This window comes from Bradyrhizobium sp. LB13.1, assembly GCF_054056815.1.
Genome location: NZ_JBSRYQ010000001.1, coordinates 6,215,247 through 6,241,366, shown reverse-complemented (window position 1 = coordinate 6,241,366; position 26,120 = coordinate 6,215,247). Strand labels below are relative to the sequence as shown.

17 protein-coding genes and 2 pseudogenes are annotated in these 26,120 nt (G+C 59.6%); 9 read left to right on the top strand and 10 right to left on the bottom strand.

All coding sequences use genetic code 11. From position 1 onward, the window contains the following. Positions 1-593: 593 nt before the first annotated feature. On the bottom strand, positions 594-1,679 hold the full coding sequence (locus ACVWYI_RS30265; protein WP_456663966.1) for an IS5 family transposase: 1,086 nt from the start codon (positions 1,677-1,679) through the stop codon (positions 594-596). A 646-nt stretch (positions 1,680-2,325) separates the two neighbouring features. On the opposite strand from ACVWYI_RS30265, the gene ACVWYI_RS30260 reads away from it, so the two are divergent. The 4 genes from ACVWYI_RS30260 (at position 2,326) to ACVWYI_RS30245 (ending at position 9,639) form a co-directional block, all read left to right on the top strand. Next, positions 2,326-4,827, top strand: a complete 2,502-nt coding sequence (locus tag ACVWYI_RS30260; RefSeq protein WP_456663977.1) for an Ig-like domain-containing protein — start codon at positions 2,326-2,328, stop codon at positions 4,825-4,827. A 267-nt stretch (positions 4,828-5,094) separates the two neighbouring features. Further along, positions 5,095-6,852, top strand: a complete 1,758-nt coding sequence (locus tag ACVWYI_RS30255; protein ID WP_456664590.1) for a type I secretion system permease/ATPase — start codon at positions 5,095-5,097, stop codon at positions 6,850-6,852. After that, positions 6,849-8,162 carry an HlyD family type I secretion periplasmic adaptor subunit gene (locus tag ACVWYI_RS30250; protein WP_456663976.1) on the top strand — a complete coding sequence of 438 codons (1,314 nt, stop codon included), beginning with the start codon at positions 6,849-6,851 and terminating at the stop codon, positions 8,160-8,162. Before ACVWYI_RS30255 ends, ACVWYI_RS30250 begins: the two co-directional genes overlap by 4 nt. A 1,039-nt stretch (positions 8,163-9,201) precedes the next feature. Then, positions 9,202-9,639 (top strand): transglutaminase-like cysteine peptidase, encoded by a 438-nt coding sequence (locus ACVWYI_RS30245; protein ID WP_456663975.1) that lies wholly within the window; start codon positions 9,202-9,204, stop codon positions 9,637-9,639. Positions 9,640-9,843: 204 nt separating this feature from the next. Here the strand turns inward: ACVWYI_RS30245 and ACVWYI_RS30240 are convergent, their stop codons facing one another. From ACVWYI_RS30240 to ACVWYI_RS30225, 4 genes and pseudogenes are all read right to left on the bottom strand, one after another. Continuing rightward, on the bottom strand, positions 9,844-14,202 hold the full coding sequence (locus ACVWYI_RS30240; RefSeq protein ID WP_456663974.1) for a DUF4082 domain-containing protein: 4,359 nt from the start codon (positions 14,200-14,202) through the stop codon (positions 9,844-9,846). A gap of 94 nt (positions 14,203-14,296) precedes the next feature. Continuing rightward, positions 14,297-14,407: pseudogene (locus ACVWYI_RS30235) on the bottom strand (DUF4082 domain-containing protein); the annotation flags it as partial. A gap of 486 nt (positions 14,408-14,893) precedes the next feature. Further along, complete coding sequence (locus ACVWYI_RS30230) at positions 14,894-15,142, bottom strand: acyl carrier protein (protein WP_247443969.1); 249 nt, start codon at positions 15,140-15,142, stop codon at positions 14,894-14,896. Then, positions 15,139-17,052, bottom strand: a complete 1,914-nt coding sequence (locus ACVWYI_RS30225) for an HAD-IIIC family phosphatase (protein WP_456663973.1) — start codon at positions 17,050-17,052, stop codon at positions 15,139-15,141. The genes ACVWYI_RS30230 and ACVWYI_RS30225 overlap by 4 nt, the downstream gene beginning before the upstream one ends. Positions 17,053-17,140: 88 nt before the next feature. On the opposite strand from ACVWYI_RS30225, the gene ACVWYI_RS30220 reads away from it, so the two are divergent. Both ACVWYI_RS30220 and ACVWYI_RS30215 read left to right on the top strand, forming a co-directional pair. Then, positions 17,141-17,761: a GNAT family N-acetyltransferase gene (locus ACVWYI_RS30220; RefSeq protein ID WP_456663972.1), complete on the top strand. Its 621-nt coding sequence runs from the start codon at positions 17,141-17,143 to the stop codon at positions 17,759-17,761. A gap of 3 nt (positions 17,762-17,764) precedes the next feature. Continuing rightward, positions 17,765-18,199 (top strand): VOC family protein, encoded by a 435-nt coding sequence (locus ACVWYI_RS30215; RefSeq protein WP_456649038.1) that lies wholly within the window; start codon positions 17,765-17,767, stop codon positions 18,197-18,199. Here ACVWYI_RS30215 and ACVWYI_RS30210 read toward each other — a convergent pair. Beyond that, positions 18,144-19,244, bottom strand: a complete 1,101-nt coding sequence (locus tag ACVWYI_RS30210) for a hypothetical protein (RefSeq protein WP_456663971.1) — start codon at positions 19,242-19,244, stop codon at positions 18,144-18,146. The two genes, ACVWYI_RS30215 and ACVWYI_RS30210, sit on opposite strands and share 56 nt — an antisense overlap. Before the next feature lie 399 nt (positions 19,245-19,643). On the opposite strand from ACVWYI_RS30210, the pseudogene ACVWYI_RS30205 reads away from it, so the two are divergent. After that, positions 19,644-19,872, top strand: a pseudogene (locus ACVWYI_RS30205) (hypothetical protein). A 71-nt stretch (positions 19,873-19,943) separates the two neighbouring features. Here the strand turns inward: ACVWYI_RS30205 and ACVWYI_RS30200 are convergent. Continuing rightward, entirely contained in the window at positions 19,944-20,285 is a 342-nt protein-coding gene (locus ACVWYI_RS30200; RefSeq protein WP_247353572.1) for an H-NS histone family protein, read from the bottom strand. 1,045 nt (positions 20,286-21,330) lie between these two features. On the opposite strand from ACVWYI_RS30200, the gene ACVWYI_RS30195 reads away from it, so the two are divergent. Together ACVWYI_RS30195 and ACVWYI_RS30190 are read left to right on the top strand one after the other, a co-directional pair. Next, entirely contained in the window at positions 21,331-21,744 is a 414-nt protein-coding gene (locus ACVWYI_RS30195; protein ID WP_456663970.1) for a response regulator, read from the top strand. Positions 21,745-21,805: 61 nt separating this feature from the next. Continuing rightward, positions 21,806-22,030, top strand: coding sequence for a response regulator transcription factor (locus ACVWYI_RS30190; RefSeq protein WP_456663969.1), 225 nt, complete (start codon positions 21,806-21,808; stop codon positions 22,028-22,030). Positions 22,031-22,869: 839 nt separating this feature from the next. Here ACVWYI_RS30190 and ACVWYI_RS30185 read toward each other — a convergent pair. The 3 genes from ACVWYI_RS30185 to ACVWYI_RS30175 form a co-directional block, all read right to left on the bottom strand. Next, positions 22,870-23,112, bottom strand: coding sequence for a hypothetical protein (locus ACVWYI_RS30185; protein ID WP_456663968.1), 243 nt, complete (start codon positions 23,110-23,112; stop codon positions 22,870-22,872). Positions 23,113-23,421: 309 nt separating this feature from the next. Further along, positions 23,422-24,747: an adenylate/guanylate cyclase domain-containing protein gene (locus ACVWYI_RS30180; RefSeq protein ID WP_456663967.1), complete on the bottom strand. Its 1,326-nt coding sequence runs from the start codon at positions 24,745-24,747 to the stop codon at positions 23,422-23,424. A gap of 237 nt (positions 24,748-24,984) precedes the next feature. After that, positions 24,985-26,070 carry an IS5 family transposase gene (locus ACVWYI_RS30175; protein WP_456663966.1) on the bottom strand — a complete coding sequence of 362 codons (1,086 nt, stop codon included), beginning with the start codon at positions 26,068-26,070 and terminating at the stop codon, positions 24,985-24,987. Positions 26,071-26,120 lie beyond the last annotated feature (50 nt).

Genomic DNA, 26,120 nt, shown 5'->3' with positions numbered 1-26,120 from the left:
TAACAGCGCTCCACCTTATGCACGCAAATATTGTGACTCATTGTCATTCCGCCGTCCAGACAAGAACCACGCATACGGAGCTCGTTCGGGCAGTAAAAAGCTGAGCCGGCTGTGGTCTTTGTCAGGCGCAAACGACTTATGGCGCGGGCAATTCGACACCATCTTGGCTCTGGGGTTGGTCGCGATATCGTTCACTGAGGAATAGCGAACTAATCTTGATTATCGGATCGTTTCAGGCAACGCGGCTGCGGATTGACGTTAGCAGCGGGTCTGCAGCGCCGTGGCGATCGACGAGCGAATTATTCCATAAGGCCACAACGGTAGGGGAAGGGCGGCATCTTCAGCGAGGCCTTGCCGGGACAACGCAGTGAGTCCTGACGTGAAGCTGGAGAGGCGCAAGAACTGCGCTCGCACCTGATAACGATAGGCCACGGCTACGCGATTGGCCGGCAAAAATACAAGGCACTCTAGCAGTCTGCTGAAAAACCTTGAAATGGAGAATTTTCATTTTTCCGCCGGTCGTTTTTGGAGCGGCGCGGTAGAGTTGGATGTAATTTCTAGCTTGTTATTGAGTGTGCCCCGGCGCGGGGTGGCTATGCGGCGATCAGTTTGGGAATTCGGATCAGGTTATAGGCGATCAGATTAAGCAGGAAGTCGGCGGCGACGCGAGCGATGCCCCGATGTTTGGTCTTGCGCATGGTGCCATGCTGCTTGCCCCATCCGAAAATGCACTCGACCATCGCCCGGCGCGATTGCGACATGCCGTATCCCGGATGCCGCGTGGTTCGTTCGTCGATCGCGCTGTTACGGTTCTTGCCGGTTTTGGTGATGGCCTGGTTCTGTGTCACATGCGGCGTCACGCCGATGGCGCGAAGGTTGGCGACATGATCGGCCGTATCGTATGCCTTGTCCTCACCAGCCGTGATGCGGCGACCTGCGGCTTTGCGTCTCGCCTTCAGCATGACCTCCGCAGCCCGGCGTTCGGCGGTGCCATTGGCATGCGTGACCCTGCCGGCCACCGCCAGCCCATGCCGGTTCTCCATGGTGGCGTGGCCCATATAGCAAAGCTTGGCCTCCCGTCCGGCCGCCTTGCGATAAAGCCTGCTGTCCGGGTCACTGGTGCTCGCATGGGTGTCGTTCTTGCGTTTCTGGCCATGGAAGTTGGCGCCGTCATCATCGTCGCCGCTGCCGTCCTTGGGGCGAAAACTCTTCTGCGAAGCCCAGGCTTCGATCAGCGTTCCGTCCACCGAAAAATGCTCGTCCGACAATAGCGGCTTGACCTGAGAATGGTTCAGAAGCCTGGTCATGAACTTCGTGAACACATCGCCGTTCTGCAGCCGCTCCCGGTTCTTGGTAAAGGTGGTCGGGTCCCAGACCGGATCGTCCGGCGACAGTCCCACGAACCAGCGATACAAAAGATTGTAGTCCAGTTGCTCCATCAGCTGGCGTTCCGAGCGGATGCCGTAGAACACCTGCAGCAGCAAGGCGCTCAGCAATTGCTCCGGAGGGATCGAAGGACGTCCCTCGCTGGCGTATAGCTTTCCAAGGCTGCGGTTCAAATCATTCAAAACATCCCGGACAAGTTCCCGGACCTTCCGCAGCGGATGGTTCGCTGGCACACGTTTATCCGGCGCGATGTACGAAAACAGGCCGCCCTGATCCGTAAACCTGCCGCGCATGATCGTCTCCGCCGATTCGAGATGATAAAGTGAATCATCAAGTCCCCTTCCTGGCGAGGCGGTTTTTCAGCAGACTGCTAGATCGCTCCTTCTGGATCACTCCTTCCAACGCCTTGGATGTCCACACCCTGCGTGAGTGTTGCCGGATGCGCAGTACGTCGCCGGGCTTGCTGGCGAGATCGCGCTACGTCCGTAAGATCGAGTGGCTCGGTCCCATCTGGCCGCGGGTCTTTGGCTGAAGCCGGGTATTATATAATCCGAGTTAAATCGAACAATGCAAACGGCCTCGCCGGTGGCGAGAAGATTCGCTCCTCTGCCGATGCCTGCGAAGATTGAGGTGAATAAGTTCGTACTGTGCTCTTGCGGCAACGCGCGCATGTCCGCAATCTTTCCGAGCTTATATGACGGAAGTTACTTCGTTTTTTTTTAATCGCGATTGAATGTAGCTGAGTGATGCACCCGAAAAATGACCCCAGTCACGCCGCCATCTCGTCCCAAAAAAGCCCCCGCCGATGGACGATGACACGGGCCATGGCGCACCTTTGGGGATGACGGCGCCTACGTGCACTGCACGTTTCCATTTAACTGCGAAGGAGAATACATTTTGGCAACGACGACTGCTTGGCCTGATGCTACGAGCACTGGAGTGTCGGCGGGCGTGACCCTCACTCCCTACAACGGCGATCTTGTTATCAACACTGCGGGAGCCGTGATCAGCGGCCTCGACATCCATGGAACGGTCTTCATCAACGCTCCGAACGTCACGTTGGAGAACTGCAAGGTTACGACCGAGGCGTTCTACGCCGTGAGGGTTGCGACCGGCGTGACCGGAGCGGTGGTCCAGCACAATGAGATCAATGGCGTCGGCTCGGGCAACGACGGCGACTATGGAATCATGGGGCAAGGGAAGTTCATCGCGAACAATATCTACAATGTCGAAAATGGGATCGGGGTGGATGGAGGGAATACCCTCATCCAGGACAACTATATTCACGATCTGATCGCGTCGGGATCCCCGCACTACGACGGTATCTCGATCGACGGGAAGAACTCCGATATCACCATCCGACACAACACGGTGATCAACGAGCATACGCAAACGTCGGCAGTCATGATCGACAACTACTTCGGGCCGGTCTCGAACGTCGTCGTCGACAACAACTTGCTGTACGGTGGTGGTTACAACATCTACAGCTCGTCCCAGTTCGAGGGCGGATCGGTCACCGGTGTGTCGGTTACGAACAATCATATGGGTGGAGGTTATTGGGGCCCGACCGCATTCACCGGCAACTCGCCGGTTTACACCGGCAATGTCGATGACAGTGCAGCCGTGGTCGCGACGCTCAACACATCGGCGAACAGCGGTACCGACACGGGCGGGACGGCACCAACCGCACCAGCCGCACCAGCCGCTCCCGTCATCGCGTCGTTCTCGACCGATAGTGGCACCGCTGGCGACAAGATCACCAACGACAATGCCATTGAGCTCAAGGGATCTGCTGCTGCCGGCAGCACGGTCAAGGTCTACGACGGTACGACCCAAATTGGCTCGACGAGCGCGGACTCGAGCGGCCATTGGGACTACATCACAAAGGTCCTGACTGACGCCAAGCATACGCTCACTGCAACCGCGACCAACTCGTCGGGTCAGACCAGCGCGGCGTCGTCTGCGTTGGTGATCACCGTCGATACCAAAGCGCCGAGTGCGCCGACCATTGCCAGCCATACGGTGAACAGCGCCAATCAGGTGGTGATGTCGGGCAGTGCCGAAGCGAGCAGCGTCGTAAAGGTGTTCGACGGCACGACCCAGGTCGGGACTGCGACGGCTAACAGCAGTGGCGTGTGGGGCTATACCACCAGCGCCCTGGCGGCCGGTTCGCACAGCCTTACCGCGAAGGCAACGGACGCGGCAGGCAACACCGGCGCGGCGTCCACCGTGGTCACGGCCAGCACGGGCACTTCGACGTCCCCAACCACGCCGACGTCGCCAACGACTGGTAAGCAAATCGAGTCCGATGGTGCGACAAGTCTCGTTGAGAGCAACGGCAAATACTACCTCAACGGCAGCAGCGGATCGGGCCCCACGCTGAAGGATCATGGCGTGGATTTTGTGGACGGTTCAGATCACACATGGGCTCCGATTGGTGCGGAGAAGACGGCGACGGGCTATCAGGTTGCCTGGAAGGAGGCGAGTACCGGTCAGTACACGGCCTGGAACACTGACAACAACGGCAACTACCTTTCCCATGTTAGCGCCCTGACCAGCTCCACGTCGGGCTCCGTGTCAGGTACGGACTCTGGCCTTAAATCGCTCGAGACGAGCTTCCATCAGGATCTCAACGGCGACGGGCAGATCGGTACTTCCAGTGCTTCCACACCGACGTCCCCAACCACGCCGACGCCGCCAACTACTGGTAAGCAAATCGAGTCCGATGGTGCGACAAGTCTCGTTGAGAACAACGGCAAATATTACCTCAACGGCAGCAGCGGATCGGGCCCCACGCTGAAGAATCACGGCGTGGATTTTGTGGACGGGTCAGATCACACCTGGGCGCCGATTGGTGCGGAGAAGACGGCGACGGGCTATCAGGTTGCCTGGAAGGAGGCGAGTACCGGTCAGTACACGGCCTGGAACACCGACGACAACGGCAACTACGTTTCGCATGTCAGCGCCTTGACCGGCTCTGCGTCGAGCGGCTCCGTGTCGGGTACGGACTCTGGCCTTAAATCGCTCGAGACGAGCTTCCACCAGGATCTCAACGGTGACGGGCAGATGGGTACTTCCGGCGCAATTGCGTCGTCCGCCGTATCCGCCACGGTACCGGTCGTTTCTTCATCGGGCAGTACTTCCCTGAGCTCGACGAAGACCAGCACCACGGGTAACGACGTCATGGTTGGCACAGCAGGTGCGGATACATTCGTGTTTGCGTCGAAGTTCGGCCATGACGTCATCAAGGACTTCGCTGCTAGTGGACCCGCTCACGACACGGTCCAATTCAGCAAGAGCGTGTTCGACAGTTTTGCGAGCGTTCTCTCACACGCGGCCCAGTCAGGCCACGACGTCGTCATCGCGACGGGGAGTGACACGCTCACGCTGAAGAACACGCAGCTCGACAAGCTGAACAGCCACGACTTCCACTTCGCGTAGGAGACGGGCCAACCACACCGATTAGTACTCAATAACTGCCTCGGGGGATCTCTTGGGGATCTTCCGAGGCATGTTTCAAGGGCGGCTGCCATGATGGACCTTAGACGGCGGGGGGTGATCCCCCCGCCTGCGAATCTTTATCGAATTCCACTTTTGCATTTGTCAGGATTATGGTCGGGCGGACGACAGTCGGCAGATGACGCCGAACTGCGGACGCCGCGACTGATCGGCTGGGCAAAGCGCGCGATCGAAATCCTGCGGCAACGGATGTTCGCTGGTCGACCCGGGCCGGCGGAGCATTACGACGAGCCCCAGTCAGAGATGTCGTCTTTCCTGCGCTCTTGCCGCCGGGTTTTCTGGGCTCTCGCGGCCTTCAGCGGGATGAGCAATCTCCTTATGCTCACCGGCTCGTTCTTCATGCTGCAGGTCTATGATCGGGTGCTGCCCGGGCGCAGCATACCGACGCTGATCGCCCTTTTGGTTCTGGCCACGGTTCTCTACCTGTTTCAGGGTGGGCTCGACCTCGTCAGGAGCAGGATCAGCGCCCGGGTCGGCCGGTATTTCGATGAAAGGCTCGGCGTTCGAATATTCGACGCGCTTGTTCGCCTGCCTCTCAAGACCAGGGCCGATGGCGATGGCTTGCAGCCGGTGCGAGACCTTGATCAGGTCCGCAGCTTCCTGTCGAGCGGAGGACCGACGGCGCTCTTCGATCTGCCTTGGATGCCGATCTATCTCGGCGTCTGCTTCCTCTTTCACTTCTGGATCGGCGTCACTGCGCTGGCCGGCGCGCTGGTGCTGATCGGCATTACGATGCTCACGGAAACACGCACCCGAGGGCCGGCAAAGGCGTCCTCGCGCCTAGCCGTTTCGCGAACTGCCCTTGCGCTCGAGGGGCGGCGAAATGCCGAGGTTCTGCAGGCCATGGGCATGCGGCAACAAGCGGCTTTCCGATGGCGGGATGCCAACGCGAAGTACCTCGCCGCCCATGAGCGGGCCAGCGATGCCGCAAACGGACTCGGCGGCGCCTCCAAGATCTTTCGGGCGATATTGCAATCGCTGGTTCTCGCCGTTGGCGCCGTCCTCGTCATCAACCAGGAATCGAGCGCGGGCATTATCATTGCCGGATCGATTCTCACCGCGCGTGCACTGGCGCCCGTCGAAATGGCTATTGCGAACTGGAAAGGTTTCGTCGCCGCGCGGCAATCGGGGCAACGGCTCGATCACTTGCTGAAGCTTCTGCCTAACGAGGAGAAGCGCCTGGCACTGCCGGCGCCTGTTGAAACCCTCACCGCCGAGCAACTCTATATTGGCGCCCCGAACTCCGAGAGGCCCACGCTCAGCGAAGTATCGTTCCAGCTGCGGAGCGGGCAGGCGGTTGGAATCATTGGTCCGAGCGGATCCGGCAAGTCGACGTTGGCTCGTGCACTGGTTGGTGTGTGGCCGTGCATTCGAGGCAGGGTCCGGCTCGACAATGCCGCGCTCGATCACTGGTCTTCAGACGCCCTTGGCAAGCACATCGGTTATCTGCCTCAGGACGTTGAATTGTTCGACGGCAGCATCGCAATGAATATTGCTCGGTTCGACCCGGAGGCAACGGCCGCTGCTGTGCTGGAAGCCTCACATGCTGCGGGCGCGCACCACCTCATCCTTTCCCTCCCGGACGGCTACAGCACGAAGATTGGCGAGGGAGGGCTCGCGCTGTCGGCGGGTCAGCGGCAGCGTATCGGGCTCGCGCGCGCATTTTTCGGCAAGCCCTTCCTGGTAGTGCTTGATGAGCCGTCTTCCAATCTCGATGCCGAGGGCGAGGAGGCCTTGACCGAGGCGATCCTGAACGTGCGCCGCCGGGGAGGAATTGTCGCCGTTGTCGCTCATCGTCCGAAGGCGCTGGAAGGTGTGGACCATGTCTTGTGCCTTGGGGAAGGCAAGGTTCAGTCCTTCGGCAAGAGAGAGGAGGTTCTCAAGAGAGTGTTACGAAATCCCGCAGCGCTCAAGGTCGTAGCGGAAGCTCAGGGAGGCGGTCGATGAACGGCCAAGTGGCACCGGCGATGCAATCCATCCAGCGTTACATGATCGTCGGTATGATCATGTTCGGTCTGGTCACCTTTGGGATCGGCGGTTGGGCAACAACGACCCAATTGTCTGGCGCGGTGATCGCCCAGGGCGTGATCGTGGTGGATTCGAGCGTCAAGAAGGTTCAGCATTCCACTGGTGGGATCGTGGGAGAGTTGCGCGTGCGGGAGGGCGCCCGGGTCAATGCAGGGGACATCTTGATCCGCCTCGACGAGACCCAGACGCTCGCGAATGCGACCATCGTCACAAACAGCCTCGATGAGCTGTTCGCGCGGCAGGCTCGGCTCGAGGCCGAGCGCGATGGCGCCGAGCAGGCTATGTTTCCAAAGGCGCTGCTCGACCGGGCCAACGAGAGTAACTCCGAGGCGAGCCGTGCAATCACCGCGGAGCGGAAGCTGTTCGACCTGCGTCGTCAGGCGAGAAGCGGCCAAAAGGCGCAGTTGCTGGAGAAAGGCGCGCAGCTGGAAAATGAGATTAAGGGCTATACAGGGCAGACCGAGGCCAAGGTGAAGGAAGTCGATTTCATCCGCCAGGAGCTGGAGGGCGTTCGCAGCCTCTGGCAAAAAAATTTGGTGCCGATCACGCGGCTCAATTCTCTCGAGCGCGATGCCGCCCGGCTCGAAGGCGAGCGCAGCCAGCTGGCAGGAATGATTGCTCAGTCGAAAGGCAAGATTTCCGAAATCGGACTCCAGATCATTCAGATCGACCAGGACCTACGAACGGAAGTCGGCAAGGACCTGATCGAAACGCGATCGAAACTCTCTGAGCTGGGCGAGCGCAAAACTGCGGCGGTCGATCAACTCAATCGGGTCGATATCAGGGCACCGCAATCCGGACGTGTCCATGAGCTGAGCGTCCACACGGTTGGTGGTGTAATCTCTCCCGGCGAGCAGATCATGCTGATCGTGCCCGACGCGGACTCGCTTGCGGTTGAGGTCAAGATCGCACCGCGCGATATCGACCAAGTCTATCTGGGGCAGACCGCGACGATGCGCTTCGCGGCATTCAACCAGAAGACTACGCCCGAAATCGATGGAGATGTCAGCATGGTCTCCGCAGACATCACACAGGATCAGCGTGCCGGCACGAGTTACTACACGGGCCGCGTCCTGCTGAAGCCCGAAGAGCTGGCGAAACTCGGGTCAGCCAAGCTGCTGCCCGGAATGCCGGTGGAGGTCTTCATCAAGACGGGAGGTCGGACCGCGTTGTCCTATCTGCTCAAGCCGCTGCACGACCAGGCGGAGCGCGCCTTCAAGGAGCGCTGAGTCTTCGCGGAAGATCGCAGCACTCGACTGCACGCATTCGGGGCTGGCGCCTTTATCCACGGGCGCCCGGCGTTGCGACCAGCCCTGAAAGCACGGCTGGGCGGCCCGACGCATCCGCAGCGGGCGTGCCTGGCCGACGAAAGCGCGTCACAAGCCGGGACGGAGTCTGCGGTCGGGTTTCAAGGCCCGACCGCGGCGTTCTGGTGATGTCTGGTCGCCGGAAGAGATTTGACGGGGCGAACGTGGTGAGATCGCCCCACCGCCTGATCAACCGCAGTAAATTGCGCAGCTTTCGACGGATTGACCGTGACGGATGCCTGTTGCCCGTGGGCGAGGCTACCGATCGCTCGAACGACCGCCCGCTCAGTACGTCCATTCGTCTAGCGTACAGGGTCATCGCCGCTACAAAAACCAGCAATGTAGCTTCAGCCCCCAGAATGACGAGCAGCCCATCCGGCATATGAATCCGTCCTGCCCCAGGAAACACTGTTTGAAGATTTGGCCTCGGTGAACAATTAAATCAAGAATATAATTATATGCGTCGTTGAAATGTCGTCATGGCTCTGGATACGCGGAGCACGTTCCGTGCCGCGAATTGACGGCCTTTCCATCGGGGCACTTAACCCGATCAAGACTTCTCGCTCCATTTATTGGGTGCCGTTCTCGCTTGGCAGCGCCCCCGCGCGGCACCACTGGGGGACGACTCCACGGCATCAATTTAATTTTGCGGTTTATTTATTGCATATTAAATAAAATATAATTAGGGTTAAAAGTTATATCGGAGGTCATTTCCGCGACCGGGGCGACCGCGCTCGGTGGTGAATCCGGCTCTCAATTTGGCATTCGCAGGGGGATCGGCAGATGCAGCGAACCTCGGGGCCAGCCGTGGCGGCAGCTGTAGCTGTCATGATCGGAGGCGCTCAGTGGGCGCGTGCGGCATTGTTGACCGTGCCGACGGCCCCGCAAGCGGCTTTTGCGCACATCGAGCTGGGACGCCCGACGCTTCCACCCCTCACTTATACGATGTTTTGCTTGCGGTATGAGGCTGAATGTCGCCTGCGGCGCTCCCTTCCGCGGCGGGCCGATCCGGTTGACGAAAGAACGGTGGGCAGAGCTGAAAGCAGTCAATCGCGTCGTGAACCGCGCCATTGCTCCGCAGCCTAATCAATTCGGCCTTGCCGGTGAGGAGTGGGTCGTTAACCCCGATCGTGGTGATTGCAACGACTACGCTGTGACGAAGCGTCATGAACTGCTGCAACGCGGCTGGCCCGCGCGGGTACTTCTATTGAGCGAAGTGGTCACTGGTTCTGGAGATCATCACCTTGTGCTGGTGGTGCGCGCCAGGACCGGCGACCTGGTCCTCGACAACCTGACGCCCGAGATTAAGCTCTGGTCGCGGGTACCGTATGGCTGGGTCCGCATGCAGATGCCGAGCGACAGTCGAATGTGGGCGACGACTGGCCGTCCAGCAGCATGACTTTGCCACGCGGCCGGAATCATGATGGGCGGGGCGGCATGCAAGTGCGACCCATCCGTGGGTCTGCTGTGTCGGAATGGTGCCGGCTCTGTCGTACCCGCTGATGTACAAGTATAGATAAGTCTCAAGAGTGGTAGCTTCTCTACGTCTCACCTCAGCCGGGGCACCGACATTCGCCCCGCAGATTGCGGGGCGCGCCCGCTGTCATGACGCCGCGAGCCCCAGCGTGCTCCCGGCGGCAGCCGAGGAATCCACCCAGCGTCGGATCGTGCCATCATATATGTCGGCGCCGTAGAGCCACCCGTCGGGTCCCTTCTGCAGGTCCACAATGCCTTGTACGTTGTCCACCAATTGGACGCCTGCGACCTGACGGCTCGCATTCAACGTCGCAGCGAAGATCGTTCCATTGTAGACGTCGTCGAAGAACATCGTGTTCTGATTGTAGAAATCTCCCACGGTAATTACGTGGGCGTTGTCCGGAGCCCCGTGGCTTAGAGGCAGGATCGGGAACACGGCAGCCGGGTCGGACGTGTTGTTGCGGTTGCCATTATTGTAGAAGGTGATCGCCTGGGGGAGGTTCTGGTAGCTAGCGGTTCTGTCCGGGCCTTCAAGATAAGGCCATCCAAAATTCGAACCGGCGGGGCCTGTATCGATCTCTTCCCAGTTGTTCCATCCCACGTCTCCCACCACAGGCAGATTCGTGACGGGATCGAAGCTGAAGCGGTACGCGTTGCGGACGCCGTAGTAGAACACTTTCGACTGATTGCTGTTTGGATCGCCGGCCTGATAATACGGATTGCCGGGCGCTCCCTCACCTGTAACAGGATCGATCCGCAAGAGCTTGCCAGAGAGATTATGGATGTCTTGGACCCGCACTGCGCGCGGATCCACGAAGTTGTACGATGTGCCATCCCCGACCGTGAGATAGAGATAGCCGTCGGGGCCGAAATGAACGGCACCTATGGAGTGCGAATCGCTGTCGGTCGCAAGATAATCACGAATGTTCTGGTTCTGGATGCCGGGCCGATCCGGATCGTTGTCCTGCGATCCAACCTCGATCTGACTCGCGGGAGCTGTGATTGTGGTGCCGTTGACGATCCCGGAAGGAACAATGCTGGGATCGCCGCCGCTGTTCGCGTCGGGGCGGCTGATGTAGGCCCAGACGCTGTTCTTGCCGACCAGCACCACTTCACTGGACGGATCGGCGATCATGGTGGTGGGGTCGACGGTGACCCTTACCAGACGATCAGGTCGGTTGCCGCCCTGATCGGCGGCTGCGAGACCGCTCTGGCCCGCCGTCTCGGGCGGATCGTAAGTGTAGAGCAGGTAGACATAATGGTTGCTTGCGAAATTCGGGTTCACCGCGATCCCCAGCAGCCCGCGATCACCGAAATCATTTACCTCGGCCGAAAGGTCGATGAGCGGAGTCGATCGCAATGTGCCGTTGTCCACTACGCGCACCACGCCGTCCTTCTGCGCGACCAGCATGTAGCGTCCGTCGGGAGTCCAGTCCATCGCCGCTGGTTCGTTCAGCCCCGTCACGGCTGTCTCGCCCACCAGATTGCCGAGAGCGGGGTTGTCATTATCCAGAATCTTCACTGTCGTTGTCGCCTGAGGGCCGAGAGTGGCGCCGGTCGGGTTGCTCAAGGTGACGGTGAAGGTCTCGTCGTTCTCCGGGGTCGTATCATTGACGATCGGCACCGAGATGGTTTGGCTCACCTGGCCGGCAGCAAAGGTCACCGTGCCGGATGAGGTCGTGTAATCGGAACCTGCGAGTGCGCTGCCGTTGCTCGTCGTGAAGCCGACCGTGGCTGCTTGATTGACGTTCCCGCTGCGCAGCAGCGTGATCGCCGCCGTCGGGGTACTCTCCGCAACACTTACCGCGACGTCCGCCATTGCGATCGAGGCGGGGGAGTCGTCGTCGATGATGGTCACGAGCACAGTGCGTGGAGCTCCGAGGGATCCGGAGCCCGGATTTTGAATACCGACAGCGAACGTTTCGTTGCCCTCGGTCAGTTGATCGTTGACGATGGAGATGGTGAAGCTCTTTGTGCTCTCGCCCGGTGCGAAGACGATCTGGCCGGTGTTCGCCCGACCGTTGAAGGTGGGCTGGATGAAGTCCGATCCTGCCGTGGCGGTTCCACCGGTGCCGATTTCGTTCGTCGTGTACTCGACGGTGTTTTGAGACTGGAGGTCGCCGGAGCGGGTGACGGTGATGGTGGCCGTGCCGGCCGCTTCACTGACATAGATCGTGGACGTGTTGAGGAGCGCGATGACGTTGGACGGGGCGAACACGACGTCGCGGAAATAGTTTGCATTCTGATAGGTGGCGGTCGGGAAGGCGCCTTCGGTATAGTCGAAGACGCCGGCGCCGACCGGAGCGTTCAGGCCGCCATTGCTGATGCCAGACGCGAAGCCTTGGGTGGTGGAGACGTAGTAGCTGTTGATGTTGACCGAGACCACGTAGGTCGTTCCGGCCGCGATGGTGAGCGGCGTGGCAAGCGTCTGCTGCTGCCAGCCCGATGCGCCTTCGTTGGTGAATGTGACCGTCGCCAACTCCTGGCCGGTGGCCGACCAGATGTGGCCAATATGGGTGCCGGTCTCGTTCGAGGCCTTGTAGTACCGGATCGCCTGGATCACCCCGGAAGCGTCGCTGGTGAAGCGCATCCCCAGCTCATAATCCGCCCCTGTCCCGTCGGTGGCATTGGTGTTGACGGGCGTCTGGGTGGTGAACAGGGTGGTGGTGGCACTCGCAGCGCCGACCGTCGCCGTGGCCGCGCTGGTTGCGTTCTCGGCGGTGCCGAGCTGGTCGGTGTAGGTGGCATTGACCCGGATCCGCTTGCCGACCAGGCTGCTGTCGAGGGTGAGGCTCGCGGTCGTGGCGGACAGATTCGTCCAGGTGGTGCCGTCGGGGCTGCTCTGCCAGTGATAGGTGATGCTGGCCGGGACGCCGTCAGGATCCGCAACGCTGGCCGTCAGCGTCTGGTTCTGGGTCGCCGTGCCGTTGATGGTGACGATGCCGATGTCGTTGACATTGGCCACTTTCGTGGCAGTCGCGGCGCTCACCGGGGTCTCGCTGCTGCCCAGGGAGTCCGTGTAGACGGCGCTGACACGTATGAAGCCGCCGACCTGGGCCTGCCCGAGGGTCAGCGTGCTCGCCGTCGCGCCCGTGATGTTGCTCCACGTGGTGCCGTCCGTGCTTCGCTGCCATTGATAGGTGATGCTGCCCGGCAGGCCATCGGCATCGCTCACCGTCGCGGTCAAGGTCTGGTTCTGCGTCGGCGTGCCGCTGATGCTCACCGTGCCGGGGTGATTGGTGGGTTGGGTCCCGCTCGCAGCGAACACGACGTCGCGGAAATAGTTTGCATTCTGATAGGTGGCGGTCGGGAAGGCGCCTTCGGTATAGTCGAAGACGCCGGCGCCGACCGGAGCGTTCAGGCCGCCATTGCTGATGCCAGACGCGAAGCCTTGGGTGGTGGAGACGTAGTAGCTGTTGATGTTGACCGAGACCACGTAGGTCGTTCCGGCCGCGATGGTGAGCGGCGTGGCAAGCGTCTGCTGCTGCCAGCCCGATGCGCCTTCGTTGGTGAATGTGACGGTCGCCAACTCCTGGCCGGTGGCCGACCAGATGTGGCCAATATGGGTGCCGGTCTCGTTCGAGGCCTTGTAGTACCGGATCGCCTGGATCACCCCGGAAGCGTCGCTGGTGAAGCGCATCCCCAGCTCATAATCCGCCCCTGTCCCGTCGGTGGCATTGGTGTTGACGGGCGTCTGGGTGGTGAACAGGGTGGTGGTGGCACTCGCAGCGCCGACCGTCGCCGTGGCCGCGCTGGTTGCGTTCTCGGCGGTGCCGAGCTGGTCGGTGTAGGTGGCATTGACCCGGATCCGCTTGCCGACCAGGCTGCTGTCGAGGGTGAGGCTCGCGGTCGTGGCGGACAGATTCGTCCAGGTGGTGCCGTCGGGGCTGCTCTGCCAGTGATAGGTGATGCTGGCCGGGACGCCGTCAGGATCCGCAACGCTGGCCGTCAGCGTCTGGTTCTGGGTCGCCGTGCCGTTGATGGTGACGATGCCGATGTCGTTGACGTTGGCCACTTTCGTGGCAGTCGCGGCGCTCACCGGGGTCTCGCTGCTGCCCAGGGAGTCCGTGTAGACGGCGCTGACACGTATGAAGCCGCCGACCTGGGCCTGCCCGAGGGTCAGCGTGCTCGCCGTCGCGCCCGTGATGTTGCTCCACGTGGTGCCGTCCGTGCTTCGCTGCCATTGATAGGTGATGCTGCCCGGCAGGCCATCGGCATCGCTCACCGTCGCGGTCAAGGTCTGGTTCTGCGTCGGCGTGCCGCTGATGCTCACCGTGCCGGGGTGATTGGTGGGTTGGGTCCCGCTCGCAGCGAACACGACGTCGCGGAAATAGTTTGCATTCTGATAGGTGGCGGTCGGGAAGGCGCCTTCGGTATAGTCGAAGACGCCGGCGCCGACCGGAGCGTTCAGGCCGCCATTGCTGATGCCGGAGGCGAAGCCTTGGGTGGTGGAGACATAGTAGCTGTTGATATTGACCGAGACCACGTAGGTCGTTCCGGCCGCGATGGTGAGCGGGCGTGGCGAGCGTCTGCTGCTGCCAGCCCGATGCGCCTTCGTTGGTGAATGTGACGGTCGCCAACTCCTGGCCGGTGGCCGACCAGATGTGGCCAATATGGGTGCCGGTCTCGTTCGAGGCCTTGTAGTAGCGGATTGCCTGGATCACGCCGGAAGCGTCGGCGGTGAAGCGCATCCCCAGCTCATAATCCGCCCCGATCCCGTCAGTGTTGTTGGTCAGAACGGGAGCCTGAGTGGTGAACAAGCTTGCCATGTTGTTCTCCAGCGCCATCGATTCTTGTACTCAGCAAATTTAACAAACCAAATCGTGCAAAGCGAGATTAAATAAATTAAATAGTTATATTTGTTAATGGCATTCTTTAATGCGCTTGTGAAGCAAGCGGCGTTTGCACAGATGTCAATTTCTCTTGAAAAGGTGCGGTTCCCGGTCAACCTCCTGATCTGAACAGCTGTTGGCGGCTGCTCCCGTTGATCGCAGTCCGCCCAAGGCGTGCTCGCTTCAGTGGAGGCAACGATATCGGCGCTGAGGTTCCGCTCGACCTCAGACGAACAATCGCCGGCTGCGGTTATGCGCAGCGGTGCCGCGTCACGCCCATAAGCTGGGCCGGAGACGCCAAAAACGGTCGCGGATCGCGTATTCCCGCGATCGTCCTTTGCGACGTCAGCTCTTTGGTTCTATCCGTTTCGCGATCAGATCGGCGAACTCACCCAGGTTCCGGGCCGTCTCGGCTTCGCCAACGCGGAATCGCACGCGAAACTTCTGCTCGACGGCGATGACCAGCGAGATCTGCATGAGCGAGTCCCACTCCTCGACGTCGGCCGCCGACAGCTCGGGTCTGGCCACGACCTTCTCAAGGAAGATGCCGTCGAATAGCTCCTGCAACTTCACCAGTACTTCAGCCTGCTTCATAAGCCCTCCGGGTTATGCGGATCTTTGTCGAACGCGTCTGATACTTCTCCACATCGAGCTCGAACTTTATTCGGGTGGCGGAGCCTTCCCGTACGCACGAAGCCAAACTCCTCGTAGATCCCAGCGACGATCCCGTTTTTGGCCGTCGGAAGATAAATGCCGCGCGCTTTCGCGCAGCCAGCGACCTTTGCAAGCCGAAAAATCTCGTTCATGATCTCGTCCTCGACTTGGCGCTTAAGCACGCGGCAGCTCATAAGCCAGGTATCGAGAACAAAGGCGTCACCCTCGATCTTTGCAATGACCACAGAAATGAGCCCGGAATCACCGAATCGATCTTCAAGCCGCATCGTGAAGCACAGGTAGTCCTGCCTTTTTAAGAGCCCCCGGATCTCAGCTTCGGATCGACGGACAGTCGTCAGGTTGAACTGGTTACTGCGTGCAATCAGCTGGGCGATGCGTGGTAGGTCGAGCGAGTCGAATTCCTTAATCGTTCCTCGCATCTCCAACGACGCGAGGTAGGCTGGCATGTCGGTGACGCTCGCCGCGAGCTCCGTACGTCGCCGTTCCTGCCTATACTGCGCCGTCCGCTCGAGATCCTCCTCGGTGACGTTCCGCGGCTCGAAATGGCGCCCGGCCTGGAGGCGGCCGATGAATTCGGCGGGATCCGGCCCGAGGAGCACGCCTTCGACCTGCGGCTGAAACTGGCGCACGATCTCGATCTCCGCTGGGTTGTCGTCGGCGAAGACGAAACTCTCCATGCCAACGCGGAGTTCATCCGCGATCCGCTGCAGGTTGTCAGACTTCGGGTCCCAGTTGGCTTTGAAGGCCGCGAAATGCTCCAGCCGGAGAACCATCTCGGGATGCGTCTCGAATACCTCGATCGCGCGCGCATGGTCGTTCTTGCTGCACACCGCAAGCAGGACGCCGCGCTCGGAAAGTGCAAGGAGGTACTTCTGGAAGGCCTTGAAAGCTTCGCCGCGGGGGGACGAGTCGCCAAGTTCGATTCCTTCGACACCGTCCTCCGCGATCACGCCGCCCCATAGCGTGTGATCGAGGTCGATTGCCAGCACCTTCTTGGGGCTTTGCCTCCGGGAGGCGATCAGATGGCTTAGCTCTTGCGCGACGTCCACGAGAAAGTCAGGCGATCCGAGCTGCTTCGATTCATACCACGCTCGCGCATCCGCCGCGGCTGAGATCCCTCGGCGTGCCGAGAGGAACTCGACGTCGCAGATTTGCACCTCCGCTGAGGCCCGGAGCCCGAGTTCGAGGTTTACCGCTTTGCGGAAACTCCAATCGGCGCCAAGCGTGCGTGAACGAAACGAGCCGAGATCGAGCTCGCCTGGCAGCGGAAGATTCGCGAGAATCACCGCCGCATCCGAGCGCTCGATGAAAGTCTGCGCGAGGTTGAGGAGGTGCTTCGCCGCGTTGACTGCAGCTTCGCGCTGATGCTCTACGGCATCGAGGAGCGAGCCGGAAAACCGACAGTGGCTTGCATTCGGCAGAATGAAGGCGATATCCGGCTTGAAGGCGTACAGCGGGCTGGAGCTGTCGAGGATTTCCGAGACGAAATTATCGTACTCGCCGAGGAACTGTTCGCACTCGACCCCACGAACGGCCAGGAGATGTGCAACCAATTCGTGCAACGGATACAGGTTGTAGCCACCGATCAAGGCGAGGCGGAGTTTTGGCTGGACACTTTCGATCGAAGGTAACTTCGCCTTTTTTCGAAGCGCCGACAGAAAAAAAAGTTCTGAAAAACTCCCCGCCTGCCGCGAGCGGGTGCTGAGATGTCCCCAGAACGCGACATCGCCGGATAGCGCCAAAGATTTGAGTTCGGCATCATTTACGTGCCGGTCCGACAGGTCGGGTAGAGCAGCGAGAATGGCGAGCCTCCACAAATGAAACAGCAATCATTTGATTGTCGCCGATACTAAATAATGTTAAAGTCCCGAGTCAATTAAATATATTATTATGTCATTAATTAAGGCGGATAAATATATGACGGGATATATGGGGCTGGCCCCGCCGGGACAGGGCACGCTTGCCAACAAGATTGAGAATCTCGAACGGCTTCCCGAGGGAAATAACCTGGTCCTCCGAGAGGTCCGGCTGGAGGATTCCGCGCAAATCATCGCTTGGCGGAACGATCCCGTTCTCGGCAAGTTCCTGACCCGGGAAAAGCTGACCTTGACTCAGCAGGCAGAGTTTTTCCGAAGCTACCAGGCGAGGACGGACGATTACTATTTTATTGCCGAGTTCAAGCACTCGAGGAAACCGGCTGGCAGCATCGCCCTTGCGAACCTGGATTTTGCGGCAAAGCGCGGCGAGGTGGCGCGGTTGATCGTCGATCCGGGAGCGCGCCTCTTTCTGGCGGAGATCTTCGATCTGTTTCTCGGGTTCGCCTTCGGGCAGCTAGGGCTTTCGGTCGTCGTAGCCAACGTGCAAAGCAACAACCGATCTGCGAAGAACTTCCATCTTCGCCTTGGTTTCCAAATCGAAAAGATTGCGCCGAAGGCTTGGTGGAATGGTGACGACGTGATTACGTTTCGAATGTCGCGCGAAGATTATCCACGGTTGAAGCAGGCCTGGTCGGCGCTGCTCCTCGACGCGCGGGAATAGCAGATGGATTTGCATTTTCATCATTTGGGAATGGCGTGCCGAAACATCGAGGCGGAGTTGCCGGAACTCGCAATAGCCGGCTACAGCCCTGAAGGACCTGTATTCGAGGATCCGATCCAGCAGGTGCGGATTCAGTTCGTGTCAGGCGGCGGTCCGCGCCTGGAGCTCATTGAGCCGGCCGGCGCACAATCGCCAGTGGAGGGTATCCTGAAGCGAGGCGGCAAATTTTATCATCTTGCTTACGAAGTGAGCCAGCTCGACGACGCGATCGCTTGCTTCACGGCGCGGCAGTATTTTCCCGTATCGTCACCCGCGCCCGCGGTCGCGTTCGACATGCGGCGTATAGTCTTTCTCTCGTCCGCGACGCGCACGCTCGTCGAACTCATCGAGGCGAGGGCCGAGCATGAATTGGCGAAATGTCGATCGGGGGCTGAGTGACGATTTGCGCCAATCCGTCGGACGAAACAGGTCTACTGCGCCGAACCCATTCAGCAGCACGGAGGCCGCCAGCTTGCAGTCTCACGATCGGATCGGGGCCGATCTCCGACAGGAGAATGCCCATGTGCCCCGATGCCGGAGGGGCTGTTGGCCAAACGGCCAATCCATTTTCTGACAATACGGTTCGATCCATATCACCCCAGAACTGCACGATAATGGCACCGGCGGGCGCGCAAGCAGCGAGGTGTATTGCTTCCGGCGAACCGATACGAGGTTCAGCCGCCGGTCGCAACGCGACGACGATTGCGTCCCACTGGTCGCGATACAGATCTTGCATGTTGTTGAAGGTGTCCACGCTCGCTCCAGAACTTGCGAGACCGGTGCGCAGCGAGCCAACAAAGTCGTTGTCGCACAACACAGCGATGCGATTCTTGTAAACGGATAGTCCGCAATCGTGGAGTTGTTTCACGCACAGGGGACCCAGGAACGAGAAGACATCCACCGACGGGTGGCGTTCGTTTACTCCGACAATCGGAATTCCGCGCCGTAAGCATGCTTCCATGTCGAGATCCTTAGGGCGAAATTCCCAAGCCTCGAACATCAGGGCGATGACGGCGTTTCTTGGTAACTCATCAATGAGTGCAGCGGTAAGGGGCCGTAGATGACCGCTGTTGGTCACGATATCGGTTTGATGGAGGACTTCCGGGGTGATCTGCTCCAAGACGTCGATGCGATCGGCCACACCGACCAAATCTGCGAGCTCCAGAGTCTGTTGCCGGGCTTCAGCTGGTGTGCCGTGTCGTGTGGGCCTCGTGAAGGCATAGACGTGTTTGGCTCCGGCCATCGCTGCAAGGGCGGCCGTCACGGCATACGCGCCGGTCGCAGCTTCGGTGAGCACTGTAAGTTCCGAAAGGTCTAAGAGAGTTTCCGTGAGGGCCCGGCTCATCAGGGCTCCCAGACGCGGCAGTGAAAATCCTGGTCGTAAGGCCGTATTAAAGCCAGACCGCAATTGCCTGAATGCTGCTCCTGCCTCGGTTCCGGTCATGAACTGCTTTTCGCTTTCGCCACTCGGGAAATGGCCGTGCGCTTGGGCGCGGCACGTTCTGGGCCGATCGCCCCTAATTCGGTGTGCGCTGAACAGGCTTATGAGCGAAGAAGAAATTGTCTGCTATTAAATTATATTTAAATTTATAATAGATCTAACATTGAAAATGTCAAATGCGAGAGCCGGGATTCATGCATTCCTCGGACGGGTAGATGGGCGCGATTGTGCTGATTGGCGATGAGCATATTAGTGGATTCCCCAGCTCACGTGCGCGGTTTCGAGCGATAGTCGCCCCAGCGAAGACCTCGGACCAGGCTTGTAATTAAATTGTCCGAAATAACATATTTAACTTGCGGCGCGGCCATTCTGGCCTATTTTCGATTGGGCAATCATTACAGGATGACCCCGATGACCCACCTGGGCGCCGACAGCGAAGACCGTCGTGAGTTCTTGAAGAGTTGCGGAAGATTTGCCGCCGTGACCCCCAGCTATGACCTTGTTGCTCTCCACCTCTCTTACCTCGGCCGCCATCGCGGGTTCGGCTGGCCGAATTGTGCACGGCAACAATGGGGGCGGCAACGGCGGCGGGGACGGCAGTCCTAACGGCAAAGAGGATGACGACCGCTGAAGGGTGGCGCCAACGGCCCGCGACAGCCATGCCGGCGTTCGCGCGGGCGCCGGTACAACGATTGCTCGTGCTCAGCCGGTCTGGCGGCGCTTCTGGCCGGATGAGCGGTTGATCAACAGGTCGGTCAGCTTTTTGCCGGCGCGAAGCTGCTCTTTCAGCCATCGGGGTTGCTTACCGCGACCAGACCAGGTTTGGGATGGTTTCTTAGGATTCCGGTACTTCGGCAGCACTGGAGGGTAGGGGCGCCGTGCACGCTCCTCGGTGGGAGTGCCGGCGGTTCCCTCTATCCTGCGAAGCCGCTGTTCGAGCTTGGCTTTTTCCGCGGTCATTCTGCGACTGAGAACCGTGGTCACCTCGTCGTAAAGTTGCCAAAGGTCCCCCGTAGGGACGGATGTCCAGTCGTCCTTACCCATGGAAGCCGTCCCCAGCTACTTCCGTCAAACAGGAAGGTCGAGGGGATATCAGGTCGAAGCCCGGTCCGGCAAGCACGATCGGTTGGTCCGGCACGTCCGGCCCGCGCCGACGCCTGTCGCCGCTACCGCTTCGTTCTGGTTGTCCGACCGAGCAGGCGCCTCCCAGAGGCCCTTCGCCGGTTGGCTCGTCGGGGGCCAAACATCCGCTGTTCGGCCTGCAATACGCGACTACGCAAATTCTGCAATTCGGTGAATTGAACGATCAGATCCTGATGAGTTTGACGCAGAACAGCCGAAGAATGCATGTGACCACCTACACTCGTTACAAAGATCACCTCGTAACCGCTCAGTGAAATTGCCGGGCTGACGAAGATGCCGGTTCAACTCTGCTGATCAGTTGTTCATCGGTGCTATAGTTAGATTGAAGGCCTTTCCCTGGATTTCGCTCGAAACGAGCATTGGCAGGGTGCTTTCGTTGAAATCAGGCAGTTTGAAAAATTTTCATTCCTCATTTGAGCTCCCCGCCGATACACAAAATCAAAGGATCGCAGCCGTTCTTTGCGTCGGATGAACGCTCCTCGACGATAATATTACTCTGCAGCCTCCCCGGGTTGGATCGCCTCGTTTTAGGCGAAACTTCGTTGAATGTTAGATTTGAATCGCGGATATCCCTATATATCCTTCGTAATATAGCAGCGGTGGACCGATTAGATGGATGTCGATTATGATAGTCAGCGACTCACCCCGCGCCCAAAATACACCTGCCGGGCGAAGCTTACTTGCGTTACTATCAAAAATTGCCCGGAAGGTCGACTTCCGCCGAAGATTTCGCGTTTTTGCGTTTCGAGCAGAGCCCGGGTTCGTACGGTGGTGCACGCAATTTCAGAGTGAGTTACGCTCACACCGCGGTCAAGCGTTGCGAGATGTGCCTCAGCAAGTGCGACACTTTGACATTGCAAATTGGCTTTATGGTTAGCGAGCGTTACCGGAGACGTTGCTGGAATAAACTGCCGCATTGTGGGTTTACGAATTGGGCAGAGGAAGCATGCGTCGCATCAGAATTGTCATCGCGGATCGGCACCCGATCGTTTTGGAGGGAATCAGCAGCGTCTTGGCGACGCAGCACGATTTTGCGATCGTGGCCTCATGCGGAGATGCTGCAAGCTGCATCGAGGCAATTCGACTTCTTGTGCCGGACATTGCGCTGGTGGATTTGGGCGCGCCTGAAATGAGCCGGTCTGACTTCCTGGCTCTGGCAAACACCGCGGGCCAGGGTACTCGGGTAGTTTTCTTCGTCGATACGGCTGGCGATGACGCGTTGCAGAAGCTGGTTGCCGACGGGGTCTGTCTCGTCCTCACGAAGCATGCGAAGCCGGAGACGTTAGTCGCCACCCTGCGGAAGGTTGTTCAGATCCGAGGATTGGCGTCACGGTCGCACAGGACTGGGGCAGGTTGCTGAAGACTCTCGCGCAGGTGAGGAGAAGTCCCTGACCCAGCTTACGGACCGGGAGCGGCAGATCATGCGGCTCGTATCGGAGGGGCTATCGAATAAGGAAATTGGGCGTTGCCTGAACATTGCCGACGGTACGATCAAAGTCCACCTTCATCACATCTTTCAAAAACTGGACATCAGTAATCGGACAGTTCTCGCGGCATTGGCAATTTCACGGAATGAGCTGCATTCAGCGCCTCGTGGGTCGAGTGCTACCGGTCTTACACAGCGAGATCCCGCCAGCGCGAAATGACGAGGACGTTAAGCGCAACAACGCCTTTTCGACTCACGGGAATCGGGTCTGCCTCTCAAGGAGGTTCTCGGATGTCCAGGCCCGCGGCCCCCGCAATCCGAGCCACGCTTTTCAGCATGCCGCAGCAAATGAGCCGACGTGCTGGCTGGGCAAGTCAATGCGCTATGCATGCGCTGAAACGATGCTAATTTTCGGCTTTGGTCGCGCTCGAAACCCGAGTGATAGCGCGGTCGCAATCGGCCTTGAGCCTCTCTTCCTCTTCATCTGCGCAATCGACGCCGCCATATGCGGTCGGGCTTCCGGAGCTGCCGCCGGTCGCGAAAGGCCCTTTACCAGCGCCTCCGGCACCAGCGGATCCGCCGCCAACGGGTGTCCCTGCAGCAGCATGAGGTGAGCTGGGCCGGCCACCGCCGGGTGCTCCAGCTCCACCCCCTCCGGATGATCCGCCGCTACTTGAGGTCCCCGACCGTACCGCGGAGGACCGGTCGTTGTCGAAGACAGACTGGCTCTTGTCGCCTTGCGTCGCTCCGTTCAGACCGCCCGAACGTGCAATGGCTTTCGAGGTCAGGGAGGTGGACAGAAGCAATGTCATGACCGGGGGCGTCACGGCCGCGAATCTTCCGCATGTCTTCAAAAAGGCCCGCCGGTCGTCGTCTTCGTTGCCGTCCCGGGTCACGCTGCGCTCTCCTCGATTTAAATGAAATATAAAAGCATGGTATTATATATTATATTTTAAACAAGGAGTTTTCTTTTGAATGGCGGGAATTGCTGGGCGCGAATCTTCTGGGCCGATCAACGGCAGCATCCAGACTTGCCTTTGAACCTCCTGGGGTCTGGACTCAAGAACATGCGCTCAAGACGTTGCGGTCTTTATAGACGTCTTTGTCGTATCCATGCGGATGCTTGCGGGCGGGATTTGGCGGGATCACGGTCCACGGCCATGATCCTGCGTTGAACCTGTTCATCCCGCAGGCTTTTTTAGCGTTGTTGGCACGGTCGGGCCAGCGGGCGACGTGGTTGCCGAACCATACCGAGAGGCGATGGTCCGAAGTGTGGTCGAGGGCGGGCTGCGGGCGCGGCATTCGGACCGCTGCTTTTCGCAGTCAGCATCGATTGGACCGGAAGCTATGCGGCCGTCCTCATCGGTTGTTGTGCTCTTTGCCTTACTTGCGTGCGGGGCTTGCCCTTTCGCGGTCCAGTGACCGTCCTCCGCGCGGCGAAATTAATAGCCAAGCGAAAGAGTGGGCGAGCGGGATCTCCGCTTCAGGGCGACCCGCGCAATAGTTGATCTCCTAGCGTCCGTCAGGGCGATTGTCCGCACTGGGTCAAAATGCGAAGAACTCAACCTGAGCAAATGTGGTTCGCCAATAGCATCAAGAGCGGCCCTTCACTTAGATGATCGCTGCGAACAGATCCCACCGGCCCGGAAGTCCCTTAAGTTCATGCGATCCGCGCTCGGCGAACCTCAAACCCGCGCCTGCGACGAGATCGGTGACGACCCGTGACACCAAGACTTCGTCAGGCTGCGACTGCGTCATAACGCGCGAAGCTGCATGCACGGCGACGCCGCCTATATCGCGGCCCCTGATCTCGATTTCGCCGGTGTGAAGACCCGCTCGGAGCGCCAAGCCAATCTGTTTTGCAGCTGCTCCAAGCGCGAGAGCGCAACGAACGGCGCGGGCTGGTCCGTCGAAGGTGGCGAGAATGCCATCGCCGGTGGACTTGATCAAAGTGCCGCGATGCTTCTCGACGATTTGCGACGCCAGTTCATCGTGACTGTCGAGCAATTTGCGCCATGCCCGGTCGCCGGCTTCGGCGGCGCGGCGCGTTGAATCGACGATATCCGTGAATAGGACCGTGGCGAGAACGCGATCGATATCCTCCGGCGAGCCGTCGCGATGTCCGGTCGTGAACTCTTCGATATCGCCAAGCAGTTCGTCGCGATCGCTGAAGCCGAAATATGGACTGTGGTCATCTCCGGCGTACTCGATGAATCGCGCGCCGGGAATCCCCGCGGCTAAATCGCGGCCATGCTCGACCGGTACCTGCACGTCGCCGTGACGATGCAGCACGAGCGTCGGAGCGCGTACGTTCTCAAGCAGCTGACTCACGTCGATCGACGCATTCAGCAGGGCAAACTGCTTTATGGCTCCGGGACTGGCTGCAAGCCTTTCATACTTGGCGAATTGCGCCACGGCGGCAGGATCGGTCGCGAGGCTGGGAGCAACTCTGTTGATCATCGCGCCCGTGCCCCACGACTTCATGAGCTGTATGGCCTGTTGCTCGCCGTCTCCGGGCAAGTCGCGTCGCCGTCGATAGCCGCCAAAGAGGATGAGTTTGGATACGCGCTCGGGATAGGTGGCAGCAAACATGACGCTCATCGCGCATCCCTCGGAAACGCCAAGCAGCGCGGCCTGGGTTGACCCGATGCTATCCATGACGGCGCGAACATCATCCATCCGCTGTTCGAGTGAAGGGGCTCCGGCTACCCTGTCGGAGAGCCCCTGGCCTCTCTTGTCGAAGGAAACCACGCGGGCGAAGGTCGAAAGGCGGCGCATGAACGCGGTATAGCCGCGCAGTTCATGCAAGAATTCGACATGCGAAATGATGCCCGGGACCATGATGATATCGACGGGTCCGCTACCCAGCGTTTGATAGGCGATATTGACGTCGCCGCTGAGCGCATAGCGCGTCTCCGGCATGGCAAAATCGATCATCAGTCACTTCCTTGACGGCTAAGGTCCCCACCGCCGAAGCAAACAGGCGACATCGTTCGTCACCTGGTCGGCGCGCAGCTGGCATCTTATCGTACGGGCAGCTGAACAGGGCTAGCAGTCTGCTGAAAAACCTTGAAATGGAGAATTTTCATTTTTCCGCCGGTCGTTTTTGGAGCGGCGCGGTAGAGTTGGATGTAATTTCTAGCTTGTTATTGAGTGTGCCCCGGCGCGGGGTGGCTATGCGGCGATCAGTTTGGGAATTCGGATCAGGTTATAGGCGATCAGATTAAGCAGGAAGTCGGCGGCGACGCGAGCGATGCCCCGATGTTTGGTCTTGCGCATGGTGCCATGCTGCTTGCCCCATCCGAAAATGCACTCGACCATCGCCCGGCGCGATTGCGACATGCCGTATCCCGGATGCCGCGTGGTTCGTTCGTCGATCGCGCTGTTACGGTTCTTGCCGGTTTTGGTGATGGCCTGGTTCTGTGTCACATGCGGCGTCACGCCGATGGCGCGAAGGTTGGCGACATGATCGGCCGTATCGTATGCCTTGTCCTCACCAGCCGTGATGCGGCGACCTGCGGCTTTGCGTCTCGCCTTCAGCATGACCTCCGCAGCCCGGCGTTCGGCGGTGCCATTGGCATGCGTGACCCTGCCGGCCACCGCCAGCCCATGCCGGTTCTCCATGGTGGCGTGGCCCATATAGCAAAGCTTGGCCTCCCGTCCGGCCGCCTTGCGATAAAGCCTGCTGTCCGGGTCACTGGTGCTCGCATGGGTGTCGTTCTTGCGTTTCTGGCCATGGAAGTTGGCGCCGTCATCATCGTCGCCGCTGCCGTCCTTGGGGCGAAAACTCTTCTGCGAAGCCCAGGCTTCGATCAGCGTTCCGTCCACCGAAAAATGCTCGTCCGACAATAGCGGCTTGACCTGAGAATGGTTCAGAAGCCTGGTCATGAACTTCGTGAACACATCGCCGTTCTGCAGCCGCTCCCGGTTCTTGGTAAAGGTGGTCGGGTCCCAGACCGGATCGTCCGGCGACAGTCCCACGAACCAGCGATACAAAAGATTGTAGTCCAGTTGCTCCATCAGCTGGCGTTCCGAGCGGATGCCGTAGAACACCTGCAGCAGCAAGGCGCTCAGCAATTGCTCCGGAGGGATCGAAGGACGTCCCTCGCTGGCGTATAGCTTTCCAAGGCTGCGGTTCAAATCATTCAAAACATCCCGGACAAGTTCCCGGACCTTCCGCAGCGGATGGTTCGCTGGCACACGTTTATCCGGCGCGATGTACGAAAACAGGCCGCCCTGATCCGTAAACCTGCCGCGCATGATCGTCTCCGCCGATTCGAGATGATAAAGTGAATCATCAAGTCCCCTTC

Bases quoted from the DNA above. Each gene is read 5' to 3' on its own strand.
- ACVWYI_RS30265 (WP_456663966.1), bottom strand. From the start codon at position 1,679: ATGCGCGGCAGGTTTACGGATCAGGGCGGCCTGTTTTCGTACATCGCG.
- ACVWYI_RS30255 (WP_456664590.1), top strand. From the start codon at position 5,095: ATGTTCGCTGGTCGACCCGGGCCGGCGGAGCATTACGACGAGCCCCAG.
- ACVWYI_RS30250 (WP_456663976.1), top strand. From the start codon at position 6,849: ATGAACGGCCAAGTGGCACCGGCGATGCAATCCATCCAGCGTTACATG.
- ACVWYI_RS30245 (WP_456663975.1), top strand. From the start codon at position 9,202: ATGAGGCTGAATGTCGCCTGCGGCGCTCCCTTCCGCGGCGGGCCGATC.
- ACVWYI_RS30230 (WP_247443969.1), bottom strand. From the start codon at position 15,142: ATGAAGCAGGCTGAAGTACTGGTGAAGTTGCAGGAGCTATTCGACGGC.
- ACVWYI_RS30220 (WP_456663972.1), top strand. From the start codon at position 17,141: ATGACGGGATATATGGGGCTGGCCCCGCCGGGACAGGGCACGCTTGCC.
- ACVWYI_RS30215 (WP_456649038.1), top strand. From the start codon at position 17,765: ATGGATTTGCATTTTCATCATTTGGGAATGGCGTGCCGAAACATCGAG.
- ACVWYI_RS30210 (WP_456663971.1), bottom strand. From the start codon at position 19,244: ATGACCGGAACCGAGGCAGGAGCAGCATTCAGGCAATTGCGGTCTGGC.
- ACVWYI_RS30200 (WP_247353572.1), bottom strand. From the start codon at position 20,285: ATGGGTAAGGACGACTGGACATCCGTCCCTACGGGGGACCTTTGGCAA.
- ACVWYI_RS30195 (WP_456663970.1), top strand. From the start codon at position 21,331: ATGCGTCGCATCAGAATTGTCATCGCGGATCGGCACCCGATCGTTTTG.
- ACVWYI_RS30190 (WP_456663969.1), top strand. From the start codon at position 21,806: ATGCGGCTCGTATCGGAGGGGCTATCGAATAAGGAAATTGGGCGTTGC.
- ACVWYI_RS30185 (WP_456663968.1), bottom strand. From the start codon at position 23,112: ATGCCGCGCCCGCAGCCCGCCCTCGACCACACTTCGGACCATCGCCTC.
- ACVWYI_RS30180 (WP_456663967.1), bottom strand. From the start codon at position 24,747: ATGATCGATTTTGCCATGCCGGAGACGCGCTATGCGCTCAGCGGCGAC.
- ACVWYI_RS30175 (WP_456663966.1), bottom strand. From the start codon at position 26,070: ATGCGCGGCAGGTTTACGGATCAGGGCGGCCTGTTTTCGTACATCGCG.